Source organism: Lutibacter litoralis (assembly GCF_014646675.1).
Taxonomy (GTDB): domain Bacteria; phylum Bacteroidota; class Bacteroidia; order Flavobacteriales; family Flavobacteriaceae; genus Lutibacter; species Lutibacter litoralis.
Window position 1 is genome coordinate 180,741 of sequence record NZ_BMNS01000008.1, and the last position, 25,171, is coordinate 205,911.

Sequence of the window (25,171 nt, forward strand, 5' to 3'; positions counted from 1 at the left end):
GCTGTATCAGCAGCCTTTACTTTTATAAACAAATAATACTTTAAAAATGAAAAAAACAGTACTCTTATTCTTCTTAGTAATTTCAAACATAACTTTTGCACAAGTTAGTACTGTTCCTACAATTCCAACTGCTTCAAATGAAATTACAATAAAGTTTGACGCAACTGGAACAGATTTAGAAGGTTATACTGGAGATGTTTATGCACATACAGGTGTTATTACTTCTAATTCAACAGATAATAAAGACTGGAAATATGTTATTGCCGGATGGACTGAAAATGTTAGTAAAGCAAAACTAACTCGTGATAATTCAAATTCAAATGTATATACTTTAGTTATATCTCCTAATGTTACTACTTTTTACGGAGTTCCAACAAATGAAACAATAACAAACTTAGCTTTCGTTTTTAGGTCTTCAGATACGAATAAACAAACAATTGATTTATTTGTAAAATTATATGAAGATGGTCTAAATATCACTTTTACAGAACCTTCAAATGGAAGTGCTTACAACAAAAACACTTCAGTAAATATTACTGCAGAAGCATCTATAAATGCAGATTTAGAGCTTTTCGTAAATGGTGTTTCAAAAAAAACTACTACAAACACTAAAAACATTTCAACATCAATTCTTCTTACTTCAACAGGAACTTATACAATTAAAGCTATCGCAACTTCTGTAAGCGAAACTAAAGAAACTGAAATTTCTATCTATGTAAAAAGTCCTACACAAAACCAAACAATGCCTACTGGTGTTTCTAATGGTTTTAATAACAATGGAGATGGCACTGCTACTTTTGTGCTTTTAGCTCCCAATAAAAACGATATTTTAATAATTGGAGATTTTAATAATTGGACTGTTAATGAAAACTATCAACTTTATAAAGATGGTGAATACTTTTGGATTACCTTAAATAATTTGGATGCTGATACAGAATATGCGTATCAATATCTTATCGATTACGACATAAAAGTTGCCGATCCTTATTCGGAAAAAATATTAGACCCTTGGACCGATAAATATATTAATGATGGAAATTATCCAAACCTAAAAGAATATCCATCCAATTTAACCGAAGGTTATGTTTCAACTTTTAAAATAAATGAAGATGCATATAATTGGGAAGTGACAGATTTTACAAGACCTAATCAAGATAATTTAGTTATTTACGAACTTCATGTACGAGATTTCACTTTTAGTGATTCTTTTAATGAAGTACTTACAAAACTTGATTATTTAGAAGAATTAGGCATAAATGCTATTGAATTAATGCCTGTTAACGAGTTTGAAGGTGCCGATAGTTGGGGTTATAATCCTGCATTATATTTTGCCTTAGACAAAGCTTATGGAACTAAAAATGCGTTTAAAAAATTAGTTGATGAATGTCACAAAAGAGGTATTGCAGTTTTATCTGATGTTGTTTTTAATCATTCGTACGGACAATCTCCGTTAGTTCAAATGTATTGGAATAGCGCAAATAATAAACCTGCAGCAGACAATCCTTGGTACAATACAGATCATAATTTTGTAGCCAATACCGATGCACATTGGGGTTCAGATTTCAACCACGAATCGCCTTATACAGTTTCCTTTTTTAATGAAGTTTTAGAATATTGGATGACCGAATATAAAATTGATGGCTTTAGGTTTGACTTCACAAAAGGATTTTCTAATACAATTCATACTTCTTCTGATCCTTGGGGAGGAAATTACGATGCAAAACGTATTGAAATTTTAAAAAATTATGCAGATGTTGTTTGGAATCACAGCCCTTCAAACAAACCATATGTTATTTTTGAGCATTTATCAGATAATGTTGAAGAAACTGAATTGGCAAATTATGGTATAATGCTTTGGGGAAATATGAACCATAGTTATAACGAAAATACTATGGGCTATGAAGATACAAATCCTTCAGATGGAATTAAAACTGATATTTCTTGGATTTCATATAAAAACCGCGGTTGGAACAATCCAAACCTAATTGGTTATATGGAAAGCCACGATGAAGAACGCTTAATGTATAAAAACCTTCAATTTGGAAATTCTAGTGACGATTATTCCGTAAAAAATTTAACTACAGCTTTAGCTAGACAAGAACTTGCCGGAATGTTTCTATTTACCATTCCTGGACCAAAAATGATCTGGCAATTTGGAGAATTAGGATACGATATTTCTATTGATGAAAATGGAAGAGTTGGTCGAAAACCTATAAAATGGGAATATAAAGATAATGTTAACAGAAATCAGATTTATACTATCTGGGCAACAATGATTGCTTTTAAAACCAAATATCCAGAAGTATTTAACACGTCAGATTTCACATTAAATGTAGGTGGTTTAACAAAAAGTATTGTATTAAAACACAGTTCTTTTGATGTTGTTATTGTTGGTAATTTTGATGTAACAAGTAAATCTATTACTACCAACTTCAGCAAAACAGGAACTTGGTTCGAATATTTTACTGGAGATGAAAATACTGTTTCTAATACCACACAATCCATTACTTTAAATCCCGGAGAATATAAATTATATACTTCTAAAAAAATATTGGATCCTCGCGGGGGAACTGCGTTAGATGATAGCGATAAAGATGGCGTTGCAGATTCCATAGATTTATGTCCCAATACACCTTTAGGACAAAGTGTAAATACAACAGGTTGTGCTGATTTTAGCATTGCTGCAAACAATTTTACTATTGAAGCTATTGGAGAAACTTGTCCCGATAAAAACAGTGGTCAAATAAGTATTACTGCTGTTGAGGCTTATAACTATATTGTTACCATAGATGGAAAAAAATATAATTTCTCAAATAACACACCTCTTTTAGTAACAGATTTAGCACCCAAAACATACAATTTCTGTATTGAAATAATTGGTGAAACTTACAAACAATGTTATGCTGTTACTATTAAAGAAGGTGTAATAGCATCTGGAAAAACTACCTTAAATTCTAAAGCAGCAGCTATTCAAATTACAAAAGGAACTGCACCTTTTCAGGTATTTGTAAATAACAAACTTGTTTTTGATACGTATGCACCAGAATTTATGGTTCCTATTAAAAATGGTGATGTTGTTGCCGTTAAAACTGCGGTTACTTGTGAAGGAGTTTACTCAAAAAAAATAAATTTATTAGAAGAAATAATTGCATACCCAAATCCTACACAAGGTCCATTTGAAATAACATTACCAACAACTAAAAAAGAGGTGACAATTGAAATTTACAATGTACAATCTCAATTAATTTCATCTAAAGCATATCCTGTTTTATATGGAAAAGTGCAGCTTAACTTAGAAAATAATCCATCTGGATTGTATTTTGCAAAAGTATATTTAGAAGATGTTAAACTATTAAAAATAGTGAAACAATAAACTCTTTAACATTAAAGATTTAGAATACACTTAAAAATTTAAATTAAATCTTTAGGGTTTAATCCGTTTTAAAATTCCAAGTTTGTCCAATTGTTCGACCACCTTTATCATCTTCAACAACAACTTTCCAATAATAATTTTTAGACGATTCAGTGACAACGCTGAAAGTATTAATAATTAGATTTTCCGCTATTTTTACATTAGGCGGATTATTTATTCCAAAAAAAACATCAAATAGTAAAGGGTCATTATCAACGTCATTTGCTGTCCATTCTAATGAAATTATCGTTGTATCTTGAATTGAATTTAATGTAGGCGCCACAAGAAATGGAGAAAAGGGAAGGTGATTTAATTCACCTTCCCTATCAGTATAAAAACTAAATACAGATGAAAAACTACTTTCTAAATTTTTACTGTCAATAGATTTTACACGCCAATAATAAGTACGTCCTTTGCTTAAAGATATAGTTTGTTCTGTAAAAGAACTATTTAAAGAATGAACAATTTGAGTAAACAAATTATCATCTGCTACTTGAATCTGGTATGTTAAAACATCTCCTTCTGGATCTATTGAAGGACTCCAATTAAAGTTCAATACATTATCTATACATAACAAATTGTCCGTTGGAAATATTAATAAAGGTATAGATGGCGCTTTGTTTACAGGCGTTGGAATTGGTATTTCATCTCCTCCATTACCTCCTCCACATGACCAAATTATTGTACAAAACAATAGAATAAACTTAACTTTCTTCATGGTAGTTATTGTTTTATAATTTTTAAAGTAACTACGTTCTCTAAATAAATTTTAATAATATAAATTGCTGCAGCTTTGTTCTCAATATTCATTTGAACTTTTCCGTTTATCACTTCATAATTTTCACTCGAAATTAATTGTGAGTTCAAAGTATATACTTCAATTTTAACATTCTCTAATAAAATAGGAACCAAAATTTCAAATTTACCTTTTGTTGGATTTGGGTAAACTAATAACTCATCAAATAAATCAACTGCTTTTATTAATGTTCCTTCACAAGTATTTGCTGTTTTAACTTCAATTTGGTCTCCATGTTTTACAATAAAATTAAACGATGAATTACCTGTTTTAAACAATTCTTTTCCGTTAATAAAAATAGTATAAGGAGCTGTTCCTTCAATTATTTCAACGGTTGCTAGATTTGATTCTATACTTGATTTTGCTGAAATTATTATTCCAGAATCAATTACTATTGCATAACATTGTGAGAAATTATCATAATCTGGAATTGAGATACAAAATTCATAATTGCCTGCTGATAGTTCTGAAACTGTAATGTCTTTTGTAAAATTATAATTTGTCCCATTAATTGAAAAAATATAATTATAATTCATATTTAATGCTGAAATAAATAGTTCTCCATTACTTTTATTTGGACATGATTCACTTAATGTTTCAATAGTAAAATTATTTGATGGTAAAAAGAAGCAACCGTTGGAATCTACGGCTTCTCCATATGGTGTTTCAGGACATAAATCTATATCATTCATAATACCATCCTCATCATCATCTAGTTGGCTTTCCGAACAACCATTGGAATCTACTGCTTCTCCAATTGCTGTATCTGGGCATAAATCTATATTATTCATAATACCATCCTCATCATCATCATCATCATCGTCTAATTGGCTTTCTGCACAGCCATTAGAATCTACTACTTCTCCAATTGCTGTATCCGGACATAAATCTATATCATTCATAATACCATCCTCATCTTCATCCAATTGGCTTTCTGAACAACCATTAAAATCTACTGCTTCTCCAATTGGAGTATTTGGGCATAAATCTGTATCATTCATAATGCCATCCTCATCATCATCTGGTTCGCTTTCTGAACAATCTATACTATAACTAGTTGTCTCATCTTTCTCCCAGTCAATAGGAATTTCATTAATTATTGATTGATTCACTTGAATACAAGCTAATTTAGAATTATTTAGGGCATTTAAATAAATTAATTTTGTGTTATTAGTTAGGTCAATTGCTCCTGAAATCTGATTATTTTTAATTATTAAATCTAATAACTCAATATTATTAAAAACCTCTAGACCAGTCAGTTGATTTTCTTCACAATCTAAATAATTTAAATCTAGATTATTACTTACATCTACACTTACCAATTGATTTAGCCAAACCACCAATGTAGTTAACAAACTATTTTCACTTACATCAAGTGCTGTTAAATTGTTATTGTAACAGTCTAATTCTTTTAACGCACTATTTTTACTCACATCTATACTTGTCAATAAATTAGCTCCGCAAAACAGAGTATGTAAAGCTGTATTGCTGCTTAAATTTAAACTTGAAATTTCGTTATCTTCACAATCTAAATATTCTAAATCAATATTCGTATTTAAATTTAGACTCTTAACATTATTTATCCATATGACTAACCTAGTCAACAAAACATTTTTACTTACATCTATTGAGGTTAGTTGATTCCAACTACAATCTAATTCAGTTAAAACTATATTCTTACTTACATCTAAATTTGTGAGTGAATTTACACCACAGTATAAGGTTTCTAAAGCTGTATTGTTACTTATTTCTAAACTACTAAGTTCATTATCTTCACAATCTAAATATTGTAATAATTTATTTGAATTTACATCTATAGCTGTTATTTTATTTAGCCATACTATTAATGAAGTTAATAATGTGTTTTTAGTTACATCAATGTTAGTTAATTGATTGTTGTAGCAGTCTAATTCAGTTAAAGCAATATTTTTACTCACATCTAGAGTTGTGAGTGAATTTACACCACAATATAAAGATTCTAAGTTTGTGTTATTACTTAAATTTAAAGCAGTTAGGTAATTTTCTTCACAGTCTAAATATTGCAAAGCTTTGTTTGTGCTTAAAGATAAACTTGTTAATTTATTTAGCCAAACAATTAATGCCGTTAATTCGGTATTATTACTCACATCAATTGATGTTAATTGATTGTTGTAGCAATCTAATTCATATAGAGCAATATTTTTACTTACATCTAAATTTGTTAATAAATTAACGCCACAATATAAAGATTCTAAAGCTGTATTGTTTTCTAAATATAAACTGCTAAGTTCATTTCCCTCGCAGTCTAAGTACACTAAATTTTTATTGGAACTCAAATTAATACTTTTAATCTTATTGTAATAAAAATATAATTCTGTTAAAGCTGTATTGTTAGTTACATTTAAACTAGTTAATAAATTTATACCACAATACAGCGTTTCTAAATATTTATTGTTATTAGTATTTAGATAGGAAAGTTGGTTATTATCACAATCTAAATATGTCAAATCTAAATTTGCACTAATATCTAAACTTGTAAGTCCATTTAACCAAACCACTAAAGTTGTTAATTTAGCATTTTTACTTACATCTATTGAAGTTATTTGATTGTTAAAACAATCTACTTCAAGTAAAGCAATATTTTTACTAATATTTAAATTTGTGAGAAAATTTACCCCACAATATAAAGTTTTTAAAGCAGTATTATTACTTATATCTAACTCTGAAAGTTGATTATCTTCACAATCCAAATACGTTAAAGCCAAATTTTTGCTAATATCTAAACTTAAAAGTTGATTTTTCCAAAGTGTTAATTGTTTTAATGCTGTGTTTTTACTTAAATTTATTGTAGAAATTAGATTATCAAAGCAGTTTAATTCTGTAAGTTCAATAAAATCTTCAATTCCAGTTAAATCACTAATTCCCTTTGACTCTAAATCTAATGAATTGATTTTATTAATATTACTTGTAAGCACATAATTATCCAGTACATTATCATAACCTAAATCTATTAATGCTTGCTCAAAATTGTCATCAGGTATAAATGTTTGATTTATAAATGTATTTTTAGAAAGGGCATTACTTATTAAAAAAAATGCTAATACGAAAGTTATATAATTCTTTTTCAAAACTGTAAAAATTATTTTTTATAGCTTGAAATTACAATCAGAAAGTATGATAACTAATGATATTCATCAATTTGATTGGTGATATAAATCATAATTTATATTTGATGAATTGAACTATTTTATAAAATATCTTTGCTCATAAAAATTTAGAAAAACCTTTAAAGTAAGACGATTTTATTGAACGATTATTTATAAAAATTATACTAAATCAATATTTTTTGAAGTTTAAAAAACTTTAAAATAGTTTAAACTAATATTAATATTTTTTCTTAGCAAATAATATCCATAAAAAAAACCCTCTTAAGCTGGGCGCTCAGAGGGAAAATTGCTATGAAAAAGATATAGATAACTAAATCTATGTGACAAAAGTAACTTAAGTAACATAACTAAACTATGATTTAAATCATTCTTCTTAAAATTCATAATAAAAGCTTCCAAAAAAAAATAAACTTTTGTATGAATTTATGAATACGCATAAAAAATCCCACTATTTCTAGTAGGATTTGATGTTTTATAATATCATTCTTTTTAAAAAACTATTAGTTCAATACTTCCAGCATCTTTTATTTCACCCACAATTACTGTTATATCCTCTAATTCAAACTTAACATATCCTTCAATTTCAATCTCAATTTCATAATTAGTTGGAGGTAAACCTTCAAAAATAAAATAACCTTCTTCATTTGTAGTTGTGGTTGCAATTGGTTCATCTCCTTCATTTGCACCAGATTTATACAATTCCACTACAACATTGTTTAATTGAACTGCTCCTTCAACACCATCATCTGTTTTAGCTCCTGTTACAACGCCTTCTATACTTCCTGAGTTTGTTTCTGCTTCAACTCTAATTACAGGCTTTAAAATATACTTATCAGATCCTGTTTTTACAATTGATTTTTGAACATCCCAATCCAAAATAAAAGTATAAGAAAACCCTGCTTCTAATTCTTCATTTAAATTTAATTTTAACCCCGATTGTTGAGCGCTTGGTGTATCAAGAGAAAATGTTTCTCCTTCTCCCTCAATTTCACCTTCTATTTTAACAGTGTTTCCATCTCCTAAAACCAATCTAATTTGTTTTAAGGTTCCTGCTGGAATAATTTCATTTGACAATACCAAATTAACTCCACCTACAAGTTCTGTTAAATTAACTAGTTGTGCTCCTTCAAAACTTTCAAAACTTCTCCATCCTTCTTCATCTTCTGAATTATTATATTGAACATCAATTATATTAACATTTACCTCTAAATAATCACCAGGTAAATCAACTAATTTTAATTGAACCCTTGCAGTTCTGCTATCTGTATCATCACTGTCACAACTTTGAAATCCAATCATTACAACCATTATTGCAATGGCTGTAAAATAAATTTTTTTTAACATTATCTCTTTTAATTTTTAATTAAACATTTATTTTTAGTGCAAAGATAGGCTCTTGTCAGGAGAAGACCGTTACATAATTTAATTGTATAGTTATATAACCCACACTTTAGATTCACCTAAACATTTATTTTATAATATTTTTTTTGTGCAAATAACTACCATCCATACTGTATAACTTGATATTCTCCAAAAACCATACCAACAGAACGTTTTCAAATTAAGATTTAGTATTTGACTGTATGTCATTTTGAAATAAAGCTCACTCGTTGTTATAATGTAAGATTAATATTTGACATAAAAAAATTTACTTTTTCTGGCAGGGCTTCTGTTCTTTAGGCAATGAGGGCTTACTTTAGTGGTTCATTATATCATCCATTAAAATTAGGACATGTAACCTCACTAGAATCTATTAATTTGATTTTTAACTATTTATAATTAAAAAAAATTATATAAAATTGTAATTTAGTTTTTCCCTTTTATAAAATATTTAGTACATTTAGTATCCCCATAAAAAAAATTGCACCCCTATTTTAATGTTTATAAAACCCTGTTAGTAACCTCAATTCTAAAATTGAATTATTAATTTAAATTTATATATCATGAAAAAGTTTTATTATTTATTAGCAGGTATAACTATGATACTTGTAACCATTATTGCTTGTGAAAAAGCTTCTATAGAGATAGAAGAATTACAAGCTGTGCAAAATGGAGAATTATTATTATCTAAAGGTGACCAAGTAACATCAGCTAAAGGTGAAAAGGAAAAGGTGAATATTTGCCACTGGGATGCTGAAAATGAAATGTACGTATCAATTTCAATAGCTCCAGAAGCTGTAGTAAAACATCTGGCTAATCATATGACAGATTATGGTACACATGTAGAAAAAGATAAGTATCCTTTTTCTACAGAAGGTTATTATATTATTCATCGTGATAATGGAGCTGTTTTAAACATCAGAATTCATCCTGATGGGACCATTACTGGTTCTGGATATACTTCGAATGGTCCTATAGATCCACAAACATACTTAGGAACTGTAACTGTATTTGAAGATCACACCATATTATTGGTAGTTTCTCAATCTCCCCAAGGAGGCACACATAAAATAAAAGGAATTGTCTCTGAATGTGATGGTATTATTGAATTTACAAACGATTACACTTTAATTGAATAAAGCCTTAATTATAATCTAACAATATTAATTAACCAACCATCCCCACAAGATTGGTTATTATAAACAAAAAATCCTACTATTTCTAGTAGGATTTTACTTTGGTGGGCAATGAGGGATTCGAACCCCCGACCCCCTCGGTGTAAACGAGGTGCTCTGAACCAACTGAGCTAATTGCCCTAAGCGGATGCAAATATATAATACATTTCTTATTACACAAAGCTTTTTATTAAAAATTTTATTTATTTTTTTATCTATTTAAAAATTTAAAAATAACTATAAAAAAACGCTGAACCAACTAGTTCAGCGTCAATAATATAATTTAAAATTCTATTATTTTACTAATTCTGGTACATTGGAATAAATGTAGTCTCCATGACCAGCAAATATTTTATTGTACCCTTTAAAAAACTCTTTTCTCTTATCCTCATCCGACCAATGCTCATTAATAAGTCTACCTTCTTCTTCAAAAGATTTCTCTATATCTCCTAAACTTTCAAAAGCAAATGCTTCAATCATGTCATTACTATCTACTCCCCATCTATGGACATGAGTATAATAACCCTTTATATAGTCATTTTTCATAGTCACATTCTCGAAATACTCATTCCAGCCTGAACCTCCACCAGATCCTCTTTTGTTTACTTTAACATAAAAAATTAATGGTTTCTCCCCATCTAACTTTGTAGGTTTAGAATAACGTGTAGTCATATATATTTCATCACTATGATGATTAGAGTAATAACTGGCTTTTTTATCAAAAAAAGCATCTCTTTCCTCTTCATTTGGCCAAGCTTCATCTATTAATTTATTTGTAACTTCAGTAGCATTATTAATATCTTCCCAGTTTTTATAAATCGTAACTAATTTTACTTCAGAATCATCTGGAGTGAAATAATGAAAATAAACTCCGTACCCTAAGATTAGATCATTTTTCATGGTCACATTATCAAAGTATTCCTTTTCAGTTTTCATCCAATCTGAAAAATCAACATTGGGATCACTACTCCTGTGAACCGTTGTTACAACCATATAAGCCGGTTTGAATTCCTCTTTTTTAGCCTCTTGGGAATACAATTTTGAAGTAAACATAATTGATAATACAAAAATCCCAAGCAATAAATTTTTAATTGTTTTCATAATATATATAATTTAGTTAGTATTCAAAAGCAAATTATTAATGAAACAAATAATAAAATAATTTTCAATGAAAAAAGGAGTATTATATATAAAAATAATTCATTGAGCGATTGTTAAATCAATAATTTTTAGGAGTTTATTTTAGAAATATATCACTTTTTATTTTAATAAAAAAACATATTGATAAAATTAAATACAGACTGCTATTAAAAACACAAATTACCATATCATTTATACTACAACAAAAGTACTTTCTACTATAAAAATTAAATTATCTTTATCTGCTGTCTTTAAAGCTTCAGAATAAGCCTGTTCAACGGAATTCTAAACTTTTCCTTTTAAACTGAATTGAATAGATTGTTGCTGAAGTATTTTAGCTTCTAGACCTCTCGGAATATTTGGTTTACAAAAAAAATATGTAGAATTATTCTGAAACATTGGAAGAATTCCTTATAATTCTTCCAATGTTTCTCTTTCAAATATATAGTGTAATTTATTAAACTTCTCTAGTTGTAATTGAAATAAAACAAATTTTACTTATGAAGCTCGGGCACATTTCTATAAATAAAGTCACCATGCCTGGTAAATAGCTTATCATACTCTTTAAAAAATGCTTCTCTTGCTTTCTCATCGCTCCAATGCTCATTAATTAATCTCTCATTTTCTTGAAAAGATTTCTCAATATCAGCAAAATTATCAAATACAAACATCTCAATAGCATCCTTACTATTAGAGCCCCATCTATGTCTATGTGTGTAATAACCTTTAATATATGAATTTTTCATTGTCACGTTTTCAAAATATTCTTTAAACCCAGATCCTCCATCACCTAATTCATTTCTTTTTAAATAGTAAATTAAGGGCTTGTCCGATTTAGATTCCAACTCTTTAGTATAAGGTAATGAAACATAAATTTCATCACTATGCTCATCTTCATAATGATTATTTTGCTTTTTTAAAAAATTACTTTTTTCTTCAAGGTTTGGCCAAGCTTCATCAATCAATTTACCCGTAATCTGAGTAGCCTTTTCAATATCAGCCCAATTTTTATATATGCTAACTAATAATACTTCCGAGTCATCAGGAGTGAAATAATGAAAATAAACTCCTGATCCAATAATTAAATCATTCTTCATAATTACCTTATCAAAATATTCCTTTTCAATTTTCAACCACTCACCAAAATCATTATCAGGATCCATAATTCTTTGAGTTTTTGTTACTGTAATAAATACAGGTTTAAATGTTTCTGCCACATCCTTTTCAGATTTTTCTTGCCCATTAGCTTTAATGTTAAATAAAAATGTAATGGCCATTACTCCTAAGAAAATTTTTTTTATTGTTCTCATAATATTTGTAGTTTAGTTAGCATCTAAAACCCTATTTAAAGATAAATATAATAGACTGCCGTATTTTGAAAAATTAATAGAATGGGTAATTTTATAAATTTAGATTAATAAAACTTACTCCTTAACATATGAGGTTAACACAAAGCAATAGTAAAAATGCAATTGCTTTTAAGATCAAATTATCAATAACAATTTAACATTTTTTTGCTAAAAAAAATAATTATTTATTTAAAAAGATAAAAATAAAGGTGAAAGATCTCGTTAATCATATTACTTCAGCAATTACAAAAGTACTTCCTCCAATAAAAATAAGATCTTCATTTTTCGCATTTTTTAAAGCATTTTTATAAGCTCCTTGGACTGAATTATAAATAGCTCCGTTTAAACCATAAGGAGCACATTTTTGCTGTAATTCTGGAGCTTCTAATCCTCTCGGAATATTTGGTTTGCAAAAATAATAGGTTGCGCTTTTAGGAAATATTGGAAGTATTTCTTTTAAGTCTTTATCGTTTACAACTCCAAATACAAAGTGTAACTCATTAAATTTCTCTTGGTGTAATTGTTTTAAAACATAGGTCAACCCTTCTTTATTATGACCCGTATCACATATTGTCTTTGGCTGTTGATTTAAAATTTGCCATCTCCCCAAAAGTCCTGTATTTTTTTTTACATTTAACAGCCCTTTTTTTAAATTTTCTTCTGAAATAGTAAAACCCTTATCTTTTAATACTTCAATAGTTTTTACAACGTTTTTTAAATTATGTTGTTGGTAAGTTCCTTTTAAATCTGTTTCAAAATTTGATGCATTCACATTTGATGCTAAAAACAATGGGGCATTATTTTCTTTTGCTATTTTTTCAAAAACAGGAAATACTTCTTTTTGAAATTCACCAATTACAACTGGAATATTTGACTTTATAATTCCTGCTTTTTCAAAAGCAATTTCTGGTAATGTTTCACCTAAAAACTGTGTATGATCTAAACCAATATTTGTAATTACTGAAATTTCTGGAGTTATAATATTTGTAGAATCTAACCTTCCTCCTAAGCCTACTTCAATAATTGCAATATCCACGTGTTGTTTTGCGAAATAATCGAATGCTAAACCAACAGTCATTTCAAAAAAAGACAATTTATAAGTTGAAAAGAATTCGCTATTTTTTTTAATGAAATTTATAACATCAATTTTCTTAATAACTTTCCCATTAACTCTTATACGTTCTCTAAAATCTTTTAAATGTGGTGATGTGTACAAACCAACCTTGTACCCAGATTCTTGTAAAACAGAAGCCAACATATGACTTGTGGAACCTTTGCCATTAGTACCAGCAACGTGAATGGTTTTAAACTTTTTTTCGGGATAATATAAATGCCTAGACAATGCTAAACTGTTGGTTAAATCTTTTTTAAAGGCTGTTTGTCCTTGCCGTTGATACATTGGCAATTGAGAAAACATCCAATTGAGGGTGTTGTTATAATCCATTAAAAATTATTGAGATAATGAAAACCTATATTTTATAGTTCCTACTTGTTTTGATGGCGCATTCGCATCTGCTTGCCAGGTTGTTTTTAAGGCAGCTACTTTCGCTTGGGTTAGTAAACAACTTGCCGTATTAGTTGAGCCTTTAACTCCAGCGGTAGCTTTAATTACCCGTCCGTTTGTATCTACTTCAATCCTAACAACAACTAAACCTTCTTCGTTACAAATGTAGTTTGGTTTTGGTTTACTTAATGGTTTTCTTCCTCCTAAATTATAATCTCCATTTCCACCACTACCACCATTTCCATAATAACCATCAGCATTTGGGTCTCCTGTAATTTTACCTTTATCACCGGCTTCATTATCATTTCCCTCACCTCCTGTTGCTGTTCCTTCTGAATTACTAACACCACCAATTAAAGCGTCTAGTTTTCTTCTTTTAGCCGCTTCCTCTGCTTTTTGCTTAGCGATTGCTGCTTGTCTTTCTTGCTCTATTCTTTCTTTTTCTAATTGGGCTTTTTTAGCCATTTCATCAGCCTTTTTCTTAACTTCTTGCGCTTTTTTTATTGCAATTGATTCTTCGGATTCTTGTGTTGCAACATCTTCAGAAACTTCTTGTACTTCTTCAACTGTACGCTCTTCTACAATTTCTTCTTGAACCTCCTGTTTTACTTCTTCAATTTTCTCTTCAGTCTTTTCTGGTGCTGGAGCCAGCGGTTCTTTAGGCTGTACATTTCCTTGCCCAACATTTGAAGTTCCAAAATTTACTGCAATTCCATATTCTTTTGGTGGGTCTAAATAGGTCATCCCAACAAAAAATAATAAAACTAAGAGCAAACTCATAATAACGGTTGTTATAGCTGCGGATTTTCTTTTATGTTTTGTATTTAAAAAACTGAACATTTTTTATTTTGGTCTAACTGCTAATATTACTTTAAATCTGTTTCTGTTGGCAATGTCCATAATTTTTACTGCTTTTTCAATAGGAACTCCTTCCTCGGCACGTAAAACTATAGTTGGATTATCTTTACCTGCTAATAAACTTAATAATCTTTGCTCCAAGCTGCTCTCATTCACTCTTTTACTATCAATAAAATAGGTTAAATTTTTAGTAATACTTACAGCTGTTGACTGTCTGTTTTCGGTTTTACCGCTTGCTTTTGGTAATAAAATGTCCAAAGCACTTGTTGTAACCAATGTTGAAGTAATCATAAAAAAGATAAGGAGCAAAAACACAATATCCGTCATAGACGACATATTAAAATTCGGATTTATTTTATTTCTACCTCTAATATCCATATATTAATTTTTGTTGAATGGTTTAATTGTTGAATAGTTTGTTTATTATGCTTTACTGAGTTCCATTTTATATATAAAACTTAATAGTTAAACCTTTAAACTATTCCACATTTTTAAATAGGTTCATTTAATAAATCTAAAAACTCTACAGATTTTGCTTCCATTTCGTATACAACTTTATTAGTTCTAACCACTAAATGGTTGTATTGTATGTATGAAATAATCCCTACAATTAATCCTGCCACAGTAGTTGTCATTGCAGTATATAATCCATCAGAAAGCATTTTAATATCAATTTGCCCACCCGCATTTGCAATTTCATGAATTGCTATAATCATACCAATTACAGTACCTAAAAATCCAATCATAGGTGCCGCACCAGCAATAGTTGCTAATACTGGGACATTCTTTTCTAATTTATAAATCTCTAATCTCCCAGCATTTTCAATTGCTGTATTAATATCTGCTAACGGTTTTCCAATTCTAGAGATTCCTTTTTCAATTAAATGTGAAGCTGGAGAATTAACTTGTGCACATAGAACTTTTGCTGAATCTAATTTTCCATGCGAAACGTGGTCTCTAATTTGGTTCATAAAATTACTATCGGTTTTTGAAGCCGCTTTAATGGCAAAAAACCGCTCAAAATAAATGTAAAGTGCAACGGCCAATAATACAATTAAAATGGCAATAATAACCTGACCTCCAACGCCTCCATCCATAATTAATTTATAGATTGAAAGTGTTTTTTCTTCAGAAATAGTTTCATTCAACAACTCTTCTGAATTTTGTAGCATTGTTAATAACATAGATTTTTCTTTATTTTATTTTTCTTAAACGAGAATAATACTTTAAAATTGTCTTAAAAGCATAAATGCTATTGCTCCAACAACAAAACCTATTGCAGCTAACCAGGCAATATTTTTAAAATACCAAAAGAAATTTATTTTTTCCATTCCCATCGCTACAACTCCTGCTGCTGAACCAATAATTAACATACTTCCTCCTGTACCGGCAGAATATGCAATAAAATGCCATATATGATCATCTACTGGTTGCTGGAACATTCCCATACTCGCTGCGACTAACGGTACATTATCAACTACTGCAGAACCAACTCCTAACAACATAATTACAATATCTGTATTTGGAATAATTACTTTTAACGATTCAGCACCCAAAAATAACATCCCTAAAGATTCTAATGCTGCAACCGCCATTAAAATACCAAAGAAAAATAATACACTTGGCATTTCTATTCTTGACAATGATCTATGAATTGGACTATGAAATCCGTGAGAATCATCTCCTTCCTTATCAATAGCCCGTGAAATACTAAATTGAGATCTACTATAAATCTCTGCAAAAATACCTACAACAGATAAAGACAGCATCATACCAACATACGGCGGTAAATGAGTAACTGTTTTAAAAATTGGAACAAAAATTATTGCTGATAAACCTAGATACAACATTGTTGGCCCATAACTACTGGTTACTTCTGTTTCCTTTCCTTCAACAATATCTAAATTACCTTTAAAAGGTTTTAAAAATGATGCAATAAATACAGGAACTACAACACATAGTAATGAAGGAATAATTAAATATTCTACTAATTTTAAAGTTGTTACTTTATTCCCAATCCATAACATTGTAGTTGTAACGTCACCAATTGGAGACCAAGCTCCTCCAGCATTTGCAGCAATTACTATTAATCCTGCAAACCATATTCGTGTATTTCTGTCATTAATAATTTTCTGTAAAATTGTTATTAGTACAATGGTAGCTGTTAAATTATCAATAATAGCAGATAAAATAAATGCTAAAGTAGCAAAAATCCATAATAATTTTTTCTTATTCTTTGTTTTAATATAATTTTTAAATGTCGCGAAACCATTAAAATAATCAATAATTTCAACAATCGTCATTGCACCTAATAAGAAGAATAAAATCTCAGCAGTTTTTCCTAAATGATGCAATAAAGTCTCTTCTAACAAATGATGTTTTTCTTCACTTGTAAAACTAGCAAAACCTTCAACTAATGTATGAGCTCCAGAATCAAACCAATTTGCAAAATTATCAATTCCAAAAGCCACCATTGCCCATAAAATAGACATCATAGCTAAAGCAGGAATTAACTTGTCTAATTTTAAATTATGTTCTAAAGTAATTGCTAAATATCCTACTATAAATATTATAATAATAAGCGTTTCCATTGAGGTTTCTGTAAATTAATTTGGTTAATATATTAGTTTGAAAGTACTTTTTAAAAGACCTACAAATATAGTAAAAACTTATGTGGCTTTTAAAAGTTTTTGCAACAACAATTATTTTTTAAATATAAACCGATTCGTATTTCATCTCATTTATAGATTTAATAAAAATTAACCTAAAAAAGACTTATATTTGTGTAATAGCGAACTTATTACAAATAACTTTATCAATTATGAATTTTAACTTAACAGAAGAGCAAATAATGATACGTGATGCTGCTCGAGATTTTGCCAAAAACGAACTATTACCCGGTGTAATTCAACGTGATGATGAGCAACAATTTCCTGCAGAACAAATAAAAAAAATGGGCGAACTCGGTTTCTTAGGAATGATGGTAGACCCAAAATACGGAGGTAGCGGTTTAGATACCGTTTCATATGTATTAGCTATGGAAGAGATTTCTAAAGTAGACGCTTCAGCTTCAGTGGTTATGTCTGTAAACAACTCTTTAGTTTGTTGGGGATTGGAAACTTATGGAACTGAAGAGCAAAAACAAAAGTATTTAGTTCCATTGGCAACTGGCGAAATAATTGGAGCATTTTGCTTAAGTGAACCAGAAGCAGGTTCTGATGCTACTTCGCAAAAAACAACTGCCATTGATAAAGGTGATCACTACCTTTTAAACGGAACAAAAAACTGGATTACTAACGGTGGAACTGCTAGCGTATATTTAGTAATAGCTCAAACCGATGTTGAAAAGGGACATAAAGGCATAAATGCTTTAATTGTTGAAAAAGGAATGGAAGGTTTTGCTGTTGGTACAAAAGAAAATAAATTAGGAATTCGAGGTTCCGATACACATTCTTTAATGTTTACTGATGTAAAAGTTCCAAAGAAAAATAGAATTGGAGAAGACGGTTTTGGTTTTAAATTCGCTATGAAAACACTAGCAGGAGGAAGAATCGGAATTGCCTCACAAGCTTTAGGAATTGCTTCTGGCGCTTATGAATTGGCTTTAAAATACTCTAAAGAGCGTAAAGCTTTTGGAAAAGAAATTAGCAAACATCAGGCAATTGCCTTCAAATTAGCTGATATGGTTACCCAGATTGAAGCTGCACGTATGTTGTGTATAAAAGCTGCTTGGGAAAAAGATCAAAAATTAAATTACGATTTAAGCGGTGCAATGGCCAAATTATATGCAGCTGATATGGCTATGGCAGTTACTGTTGAAGCTGTTCAAATTCACGGAGGTTATGGGTTTGTAAAAGAATACCACGTTGAGCGTTTAATGCGTGATGCGAAAATTACACAAATTTATGAGGGTACTTCCGAAATTCAAAAAATTGTTATTTCAAGAAGTGTTTTACAAGATTAAAATATTTTGGACGTGCCGGCAATTAAAATTGCCGTTGCGTCTTTCATTAAATCTTTTGCTCAAAAGAAAATACCTATCACTCTTTTAACTTTTATAAAAAAATACACGTTTTTGACCATAAAAGAATAAGTTCCTTTCTAATTGCTTTGTCTTATTAATTTACATCTACAAATGTCTATTTATGTATTCTCTTCAGAGCATCTTTTCGAATCCTTAAAACTATTAAGTTATCATATCATTAACAAACAAACTTTTCTTCATTTCATATTTCAATACTCCAGTCTATTGCTTTAAAATTTCCTATTAAGTATTGGCACCCATCACTTTTTAAATGTTGTTTTATAATAATGAATATTATTTAGCAAAAAAATATCACAAACTATTAATGAATGAACATTTATTCATATATTTGCAACCGGAAATTAATATTAAAACTTATGGCACGAAAAATAGATGAAGATAAATTAGCTCGTATTAAACAAGCAACTATGAAAACAATTGTTGATTGTGGAATAGAAAAAGCAACTATTGCTATGATTGCTAAAAACGCAAACGTTAGCGGCGGTTATTTATATAGACTTTATAGCGGAAAACAAGCACTAATTAATGAATTATATTACGATAAAGTAACGGCGTTAATTGGTGAATTAGAATTTTTAATCAGCTTAAAACATACTAGCATTGCACCTATTATAAAAACCTTTATTCAAAATAGAATTGTATATGCTATAAACGAGTCTGAAGCATCAAAATTCTTCTATCAATTACTTCATAATGATAATTTTATATTACCTGATATTTTAAAAGAAAAGAGTATTTCATTAATGAAACAAATTCTTACTATTGGTCAAAAATCTGGTGAAATAGGTAAAAACGTTGAATTATTAGATATGAACTATCATGTTTTCATGTATGTAATAGATTATATTCATTTTAAAAGAACCAACTTTTTAGGAATTGAAAAAACATCAAATAATGACGTTAATTATTTAACCGATAACATTTTAAATATATTAAAAAAAGATTGTTAATAATGCTTACTAATTTAAAATTGATATTAAAACCCACTGCAAAAATAATAACTATTCTTATAGTATTTATTACAACTAGTATTTCCTCTCAGGAATTATCACTAAAAGAAGCATACAATTTAATGCTTTCTAAAAATGGAGATTTAAATGCTTGGAGACAAGAAGTTTATGCTAAGCTTGAAGAACAAAAAGCTGTAAAAGGTTTACGATACCCTTCACTAAGCCTTTCTGCTACTTATTTAAATTTAGACAATGACATTGCCGTAGATTTAAATGAACAACGTGCTTTGGTTGGTGGAATTATTGGAGTGTCTGACCCTGAGATGTTAGGCGATTGGAATTTTACATTACAACAAAAAAATTTAGGTTTTGCATCAGCAGATATTGAATGGCCAATATTTACAGGTGGCAAAATAAATGCTGCAACTAAAGCTTCCAAAATAAATTATGAGCTTTCCGAAAATCATCATAAAATAAAAGAAAATGCTTTAACCATTAAGTTAATAGATTATTATTTTAAACTTAAACTAGCCAAAGAAGCAGAAGATTTACGCCAAAAAGTTTATGAAACTATAAAATTACACAGCGATCATGCAACTAAATTATTCGAAAACGGGATTATCCCTGAAGTAGAAACTTTAAACGCAAAAGTTGCTTTATCAAATGCAAAACGAGAATTATTAGCTGCGCAAAAAGATGTGTCTTTAGCAACCACAGCTATCAAAAATTTAATTGGAGGAGAGAATTTTAATATAATTTCAACCAATTTTATAAATCCTACTATTCAAACTTCATTAAGTGATTTTCAAAATGAAATGATTCAAGAAAATGAACAACTTAAATTTTTAGAAAAAAATGAGGAATTAGCAAAAGTTGGTGTAAAAGTTGAAAACAGCGAATATTTTCCAAAAGTAGCTCTATTTGGTAAACACACTTTCTGGAAAGACAATCTATCACTATTAGAAACAAAATGGATGATAGGTGTTGGCGCAACTTGGGAATTATTCAACGGTTTTGAAAGAGAACATAAAGTTAAGGCTGCTAAACATAAAGTTTTGCAAGTGCAAGAATTAGAAAAGCAGGCTAAATTAAATTTATTAACCTATACCGAAAAATTGTATAACGATTTAGAAAAACAACGGGAACAATATGAAAGTTTAGATACTGATGAGTCACTAGCTGAAAAATTAAAATTTATGCGAACCCGTGCTTTTGAAGAAGGCACAGGAACTTCTCTCGAAGTAATTGATGCTACTTTACAACTAACTCAAATTAAATTATTTAAAATAAAAGCACTTTACCATTACAATACAACCTACGGAGAATTAATGGTAAGCCTTAACAAAACAGAAAATTTCTTGAATAAAATATAATATCAAAAATGAAAAATTCAAAATTTATAAAATCCGCTGTCAGTATACTTATTATAACAATCTTAGTACTAATAGGAATTTGGTTTATTAGCAAACCAAAAACAATTATTTTACAAGGTAGAATTGAAGCTAAAGAAATATATTTATCCTCAAAACTACCAACACGTTTAAAATCTATTGACGTAAAAGAAGGTGCAAGCGTAACAAAAGGACAGTTATTAGCAACATTAGAAAGTCCAGAAATTGATGCTAAAGAATTACAAGCTATTGCAGCAAAAGATGCAGCAAATGCACAAAAAAACAAAGCTACAAACGGAGCTAGAAAAGAAGAAATTATTGCCTACAAAAGTTTGTATGAAAAAGCTACTGCAGGTGCTAATGTAATGCTGAAATCATACGAGCGTATTGAGAATTTGTTTAAAGATGGAGTTGTTTCAGCACAAAAAAAAGATGAGGTTTTCGCTAAAAAAGAAGCCGCTTTAAACGATCAAAAAGCCGCTTATAATAAATACCAAATAGCTTTAAAAGGTACAAGAACCGAAGATATTGATGCTGCTAGCGCATTGGTAAGAAAAGCTGAAGGTGCTATTTCAGAATTAGAAAGCTATAAAAGTGAACGTTATATAAAAAGCCCTATAGATGCTGAAGTTTTAAACTTTTTACCTGAAGAAGGTGAATTAATTGGTGCTGGTTATCCTGTAGCTCATTTAGTAGATTTATCAAACTCATATGCTATAGTAAATGTTAAAGAAACAGCTCTTTTCAATTTTAAAAAGGGTTCAACATTTAAAGCAACTATTCCTGCATTAAAAAACAAAGAAATAACTTTTGAAATTTACTATGTTGCTGCTTTGGGAGATTATGCAACTTGGAATGCAACTAAATCTACTGGCGATTTTGATATTAGAACTTTTGAAATAAAAGCAAGTCCAATAAGTCCTGAAACTGAATTACGACCAGGTATGAGCCTTTTAATTGATTACTCACAATTCAATAATTAAAAATGAAATCGTATTTACATATTGCAAAACGTGAATTTAGTATGTTATTTCATAACAGATCAATGTTTATTTTTGCAGTAATTTTACCTTTTATTTCTATGTTATTTTTTCACACCTTACTAGATAACGGTGTTGCAAGAGATTTACCCGTTGCTGTTGTTGATTTTGATAATTCTTCTATTTCTAGAAATATAATTAGTCAATTAGATGCGACACCCGAATTAAGAGTTGATTTTAAACCAATTAGCCAATTAGAAGGTGAAAGATTAATAAAAGAACTAAAAATTTATGGGTTGGTTATCATTCCTAAAAATTTAGGAAAAGATTTAAATCAAGGTAAACAAGTAACAATTACAAATCAATTTAATGGTAATTTATTATTGCCTTCTGGTTTAGAAGACAAAGCTTTTAAACGTGCAATTGGAACCATTTCAGCTGGAGTAAATGTTCAAAAACAACTAAAAAAAGGAATTTATATTGAACAAGCAAAAGCAAATTTTCAACCAATAACATCAAATAATCATGTACTTTCAAACCCGTACACCAATTATTCATATTATTTAAACTCTGGGTTTTTAACGCTCTTTTTTCAAATTTTTGTTATTTTAACTACCATTTATTGCTTTGGAAACGACCTAAAATATAATAAAGGTGAAAAATTATATAGTATAGGAAAGGGCAATGTAACAACCATTTTACTCGGTAAAATTACTCCATATACACTTTGGTTCTTTTTAGTTGGACTTATTATGTATTTTACCATGTTTGTTATTGGAGATTTCCCATTAAACGGAAATAAAGGTGGAGTTTTATTTTCTTTATTTCTTTTAATAATTACATCACAAGCTTTTGCTTTACTATTTGTATCAATTAGTAAAAGTTTTAGAGAAGCACTTACTTTTGGATCAGGATTTGCGGCTATTAGTTTATCTTTTTCAGGAATTACATTTCCAGTATTTGGAATGCCAAAAGTACTACAATGGATAAGTCAATTATTTCCATTTACGCATTTCTTCGATTTCTTTTTAGATCAAACACAAAGAGGAATTCCAATGTATTACTCTATGCATGCAATAACTGGATTGGTACTATTAACTATTGTACCAATATTACTAGGTTACCGTAAACTTAAAAAGCTTCTAATAAATGGGGCATTTCTTCAACGCATATAAAAAATGAAAAGTTTCTATAAAAAATACCATCGCGCTAAAATTTCATTTAAAAATTCATTTGTTAATGAATGGAATGCAATAAAATCAGACAAAGCTGTTGTAAGCACATTCTTATTAGTGGGATTTGTTATATTAATGGTTTATACGTACATCTATTCAAAAGAAGTAATTACGGAAGTTCCAGTAGCAATTGTAAATCAAGATGCCACTAAAACCAGTAGAGATTATATAGCAATGCTAAATGCTTCTGAAGGAATTAAAACAGTTTCTAATTATTCAGATATACAAGAAGCTAAAAATGATTACTACTCAAAAAAAGTAATGGGTATTGTTATTATTCCAAAAAACTTTGAAAAAAATTTAAGAAGTGGGAAACAAACTACAATAATCTCTTTTTCAGATGCTTCTAATATGGTTTTTTATAAAAAAGTGTTGGTTGATGTTACAGTAACTACAGGTAACTTTAATGCAGGAATTGTTGTAAAAAAAGAAATGTCTAAAGGAATCCCAATAGCTTATGCAAAGCAAAATTACGTACCAATACAAACTATTTCAACAAGTTTATTTAATACATCATCGGGGTATGCAACTTACATAATACCAATACTTACCGCCTTAATTATTCAATTAGTAATATTAATGGGAATTGGTATTTTAAATGGTTCCAGAAAAGAAGACAAAACAATACATACTAATTTTCCAAGATTGTTGCACAAAGCAGGTGCAATTCCAGTTTTGTTAGCAAAAGCAAGTTTATATTCATTAATATTTGCTGTTATTTTACCAATCCAAATTGGAATAATTTACGCAATATTTTCAATTCCAATACGAACTTCATTAATACTAGTATATCTTTTCTCATTACCTTATTTAACTTCGGTTGTCTTTTTAGGAATAGCAATTAGCTCACTTTTTAAAAGAAGAGAAGATTCCATCGTATTTTTAGTATTATTATCAATTCCTTCTTTAATGCTAAGTGGATTGTCTTTTCCTATGGAAGGGTTTTCAAGTTTCTACCAACAGTTAGCAAAACTATTACCATCAACTTCAGGAATAACCGGATTTATAAAATTAACTCAAATGAAAGCCTCTTTTAGTCAAGTATTAAGCGACTGGAGCCATCTTTGGTTACTAACATTAGTATATTTTATATTAGCAGTAATTACATTAAAAGTAAATGTTCGCAAAGAAAAAAGACATACTTCAAGCCTATAAAATAATAGATACTCTATTATATAATTCTTTGAGAAATAATAATCACAAAACGTTAACAATTTATAAGAGTATATTGTGATTATACTCTATCTAAATCCGCTTTCCAGTTTTTAATAGACTTCTTAATATTTTTTTCAGAAAGGTTTTCTTTTACAGCTCTTTCTGCTAATTCAACATACTCCTCATCCGAAGCAAAACGTAGCCCAATAATTTGACGCATCGTCAATTTTGAATTTAAAGTCTTACCTGTTAATAAATAATGTCTAAAATTTTCTTCAGCTCTAATAGCTCTATCCTGTGCTTTCAGAGCAAATGCTCTTGTAAAATACATAAAAAGTAAAAAAATAAATGGAATAAGCACTAACAAAGAAGCTCCATATAAATTCTCATCTGTTGCTTTTATTAAATTTCTTATAGCACCTATTAATAAAGCTACAATTGCTACAAATAAAATACCGTGAAATCCAAGAACCATTTTACTATGGTTACTGTAGTTTTGTTGTTTCATAAATATAATTTTAAAAGTTAAGTACTCTAAATATAGTCATTATTAATTACTATTATTTTAAAATAAGGCGAAAAAAAAACCTTCAATAATTAAATTGAAGGTTTTTCAAAAGAAAGGCGGTGACATACTCTCCCACCTAGTGGCAGT

General features: G+C 29.1%; 19 protein-coding genes and 1 tRNA gene. 8 read left to right on the plus strand and 12 right to left on the minus strand.

The window, feature by feature from the left end; translation table 11 throughout:
- Positions 1-46 precede the first annotated feature (46 nt).
- Positions 47-3,373, plus strand: coding sequence for an alpha-amylase family glycosyl hydrolase (locus IEW75_RS13440; protein ID WP_134249226.1), 3,327 nt, complete (start codon positions 47-49; stop codon positions 3,371-3,373).
- A 58-nt stretch (positions 3,374-3,431) separates the two neighbouring features.
- Here the strand turns inward: IEW75_RS13440 and IEW75_RS13445 are convergent, their stop codons facing one another.
- From IEW75_RS13445 to IEW75_RS13455, 3 genes are all read right to left on the minus strand, one after another.
- Positions 3,432-4,130, minus strand: a complete 699-nt coding sequence (locus IEW75_RS13445; RefSeq protein ID WP_134249227.1) for a fibronectin type III domain-containing protein — start codon at positions 4,128-4,130, stop codon at positions 3,432-3,434.
- A gap of 5 nt (positions 4,131-4,135) precedes the next feature.
- Positions 4,136-7,315: a T9SS type A sorting domain-containing protein gene (locus tag IEW75_RS13450; protein WP_134249228.1), complete on the minus strand. Its 3,180-nt coding sequence runs from the start codon at positions 7,313-7,315 to the stop codon at positions 4,136-4,138.
- Between the two features lie 528 nt (positions 7,316-7,843).
- Positions 7,844-8,698: a DUF4382 domain-containing protein gene (locus IEW75_RS13455; protein WP_134249229.1), complete on the minus strand. Its 855-nt coding sequence runs from the start codon at positions 8,696-8,698 to the stop codon at positions 7,844-7,846.
- A 599-nt stretch (positions 8,699-9,297) separates the two neighbouring features.
- Between IEW75_RS13455 and IEW75_RS13460 the strand changes: the two genes are divergently transcribed.
- On the plus strand, positions 9,298-9,873 hold the full coding sequence (locus IEW75_RS13460; RefSeq protein ID WP_134249230.1) for a hypothetical protein: 576 nt from the start codon (positions 9,298-9,300) through the stop codon (positions 9,871-9,873).
- A 99-nt stretch (positions 9,874-9,972) separates the two neighbouring features.
- Here the strand turns inward: IEW75_RS13460 and IEW75_RS13465 are convergent.
- From IEW75_RS13465 to nhaD, 8 genes are all read right to left on the minus strand, one after another.
- Positions 9,973-10,050, minus strand: a tRNA-Val gene (locus tag IEW75_RS13465).
- Positions 10,051-10,203: 153 nt separating this feature from the next.
- Positions 10,204-10,962, minus strand: a complete 759-nt coding sequence (locus tag IEW75_RS13470) for a hypothetical protein (protein WP_134249231.1) — start codon at positions 10,960-10,962, stop codon at positions 10,204-10,206.
- 581 nt (positions 10,963-11,543) lie between these two features.
- Positions 11,544-12,359, minus strand: a complete 816-nt coding sequence (locus IEW75_RS13475; RefSeq protein WP_134249232.1) for a hypothetical protein — start codon at positions 12,357-12,359, stop codon at positions 11,544-11,546.
- A 265-nt stretch (positions 12,360-12,624) separates the two neighbouring features.
- Positions 12,625-13,842, minus strand: a complete 1,218-nt coding sequence (locus IEW75_RS13480; RefSeq protein WP_134249233.1) for a bifunctional folylpolyglutamate synthase/dihydrofolate synthase — start codon at positions 13,840-13,842, stop codon at positions 12,625-12,627.
- Between the two features lie 6 nt (positions 13,843-13,848).
- Entirely contained in the window at positions 13,849-14,682 is an 834-nt protein-coding gene (locus IEW75_RS13485; protein WP_229714463.1) for an energy transducer TonB, read from the minus strand.
- A gap of 63 nt (positions 14,683-14,745) precedes the next feature.
- A complete protein-coding gene (locus tag IEW75_RS13490; RefSeq protein WP_134249235.1) occupies positions 14,746-15,138 on the minus strand; it encodes an ExbD/TolR family protein in 393 nt (130 codons plus the stop codon).
- A 113-nt stretch (positions 15,139-15,251) separates the two neighbouring features.
- The gene (locus IEW75_RS13495; protein WP_188704064.1) at positions 15,252-15,944 is read right to left on the minus strand and encodes a MotA/TolQ/ExbB proton channel family protein; all 693 of its coding nucleotides are present in this window, start codon (positions 15,942-15,944) and stop codon (positions 15,252-15,254) included.
- Between the two features lie 42 nt (positions 15,945-15,986).
- Positions 15,987-17,351 carry a sodium:proton antiporter NhaD gene (gene nhaD / locus IEW75_RS13500; protein ID WP_134249238.1) on the minus strand — a complete coding sequence of 455 codons (1,365 nt, stop codon included), beginning with the start codon at positions 17,349-17,351 and terminating at the stop codon, positions 15,987-15,989.
- 230 nt (positions 17,352-17,581) lie between these two features.
- On the opposite strand from nhaD, the gene IEW75_RS13505 reads away from it, so the two are divergent.
- The 6 genes from IEW75_RS13505 to IEW75_RS13530 all read left to right on the plus strand — a co-directional run bounded on the left by IEW75_RS13505 (position 17,582) and on the right by IEW75_RS13530 (position 24,516).
- Positions 17,582-18,724 carry an acyl-CoA dehydrogenase gene (locus IEW75_RS13505; RefSeq protein ID WP_134249239.1) on the plus strand — a complete coding sequence of 381 codons (1,143 nt, stop codon included), beginning with the start codon at positions 17,582-17,584 and terminating at the stop codon, positions 18,722-18,724.
- 437 nt (positions 18,725-19,161) lie between these two features.
- Positions 19,162-19,755 (plus strand): TetR/AcrR family transcriptional regulator, encoded by a 594-nt coding sequence (locus IEW75_RS13510; protein WP_158283809.1) that lies wholly within the window; start codon positions 19,162-19,164, stop codon positions 19,753-19,755.
- Positions 19,756-19,757: 2 nt separating this feature from the next.
- Positions 19,758-21,128 carry a TolC family protein gene (locus IEW75_RS13515; RefSeq protein WP_134249243.1) on the plus strand — a complete coding sequence of 457 codons (1,371 nt, stop codon included), beginning with the start codon at positions 19,758-19,760 and terminating at the stop codon, positions 21,126-21,128.
- 8 nt (positions 21,129-21,136) lie between these two features.
- Positions 21,137-22,129, plus strand: coding sequence for an HlyD family secretion protein (locus IEW75_RS13520; protein ID WP_134249244.1), 993 nt, complete (start codon positions 21,137-21,139; stop codon positions 22,127-22,129).
- A 2-nt stretch (positions 22,130-22,131) separates the two neighbouring features.
- Positions 22,132-23,301 carry an ABC transporter permease gene (locus tag IEW75_RS13525; protein ID WP_134249246.1) on the plus strand — a complete coding sequence of 390 codons (1,170 nt, stop codon included), beginning with the start codon at positions 22,132-22,134 and terminating at the stop codon, positions 23,299-23,301.
- Between the two features lie 3 nt (positions 23,302-23,304).
- A complete protein-coding gene (locus tag IEW75_RS13530; RefSeq protein WP_134249248.1) occupies positions 23,305-24,516 on the plus strand; it encodes an ABC transporter permease in 1,212 nt (403 codons plus the stop codon).
- A gap of 79 nt (positions 24,517-24,595) precedes the next feature.
- On the opposite strand, the gene IEW75_RS13535 is transcribed toward IEW75_RS13530, so the two are convergent.
- Complete coding sequence (locus tag IEW75_RS13535) at positions 24,596-25,024, minus strand: DUF6526 family protein (protein WP_134249250.1); 429 nt, start codon at positions 25,022-25,024, stop codon at positions 24,596-24,598.
- Positions 25,025-25,171 lie beyond the last annotated feature (147 nt).

What these genes read in the sequence shown, in the direction of transcription:
- IEW75_RS13455 (WP_134249229.1), bottom strand. Translation starts at nt 8,698, where the DNA reads ATGTTAAAAAAAATTTATTTTACAGCCATTGCAATAATGGTTGTAATG.
- nhaD (WP_134249238.1), bottom strand. Translation starts at nt 17,351, where the DNA reads ATGGAAACGCTTATTATTATAATATTTATAGTAGGATATTTAGCAATT.
- IEW75_RS13460 (WP_134249230.1), top strand. Translation starts at nt 9,298, where the DNA reads ATGAAAAAGTTTTATTATTTATTAGCAGGTATAACTATGATACTTGTA.
- IEW75_RS13520 (WP_134249244.1), top strand. Translation starts at nt 21,137, where the DNA reads ATGAAAAATTCAAAATTTATAAAATCCGCTGTCAGTATACTTATTATA.
- IEW75_RS13475 (WP_134249232.1), bottom strand. Translation starts at nt 12,359, where the DNA reads ATGAGAACAATAAAAAAAATTTTCTTAGGAGTAATGGCCATTACATTT.
- IEW75_RS13505 (WP_134249239.1), top strand. Translation starts at nt 17,582, where the DNA reads ATGAATTTTAACTTAACAGAAGAGCAAATAATGATACGTGATGCTGCT.
- IEW75_RS13525 (WP_134249246.1), top strand. Translation starts at nt 22,132, where the DNA reads ATGAAATCGTATTTACATATTGCAAAACGTGAATTTAGTATGTTATTT.
- IEW75_RS13530 (WP_134249248.1), top strand. Translation starts at nt 23,305, where the DNA reads ATGAAAAGTTTCTATAAAAAATACCATCGCGCTAAAATTTCATTTAAA.
- IEW75_RS13515 (WP_134249243.1), top strand. Translation starts at nt 19,758, where the DNA reads ATGCTTACTAATTTAAAATTGATATTAAAACCCACTGCAAAAATAATA.
- IEW75_RS13535 (WP_134249250.1), bottom strand. Translation starts at nt 25,024, where the DNA reads ATGAAACAACAAAACTACAGTAACCATAGTAAAATGGTTCTTGGATTT.
- IEW75_RS13490 (WP_134249235.1), bottom strand. Translation starts at nt 15,138, where the DNA reads ATGGATATTAGAGGTAGAAATAAAATAAATCCGAATTTTAATATGTCG.
- IEW75_RS13495 (WP_188704064.1), bottom strand. Translation starts at nt 15,944, where the DNA reads ATGTTATTAACAATGCTACAAAATTCAGAAGAGTTGTTGAATGAAACT.
- IEW75_RS13470 (WP_134249231.1), bottom strand. Translation starts at nt 10,962, where the DNA reads ATGTTTACTTCAAAATTGTATTCCCAAGAGGCTAAAAAAGAGGAATTC.
- IEW75_RS13445 (WP_134249227.1), bottom strand. Translation starts at nt 4,130, where the DNA reads ATGAAGAAAGTTAAGTTTATTCTATTGTTTTGTACAATAATTTGGTCA.
- IEW75_RS13440 (WP_134249226.1), top strand. Translation starts at nt 47, where the DNA reads ATGAAAAAAACAGTACTCTTATTCTTCTTAGTAATTTCAAACATAACT.
- IEW75_RS13485 (WP_229714463.1), bottom strand. Translation starts at nt 14,682, where the DNA reads ATGAGTTTGCTCTTAGTTTTATTATTTTTTGTTGGGATGACCTATTTA.
- IEW75_RS13480 (WP_134249233.1), bottom strand. Translation starts at nt 13,842, where the DNA reads ATGGATTATAACAACACCCTCAATTGGATGTTTTCTCAATTGCCAATG.
- IEW75_RS13510 (WP_158283809.1), top strand. Translation starts at nt 19,162, where the DNA reads ATGGCACGAAAAATAGATGAAGATAAATTAGCTCGTATTAAACAAGCA.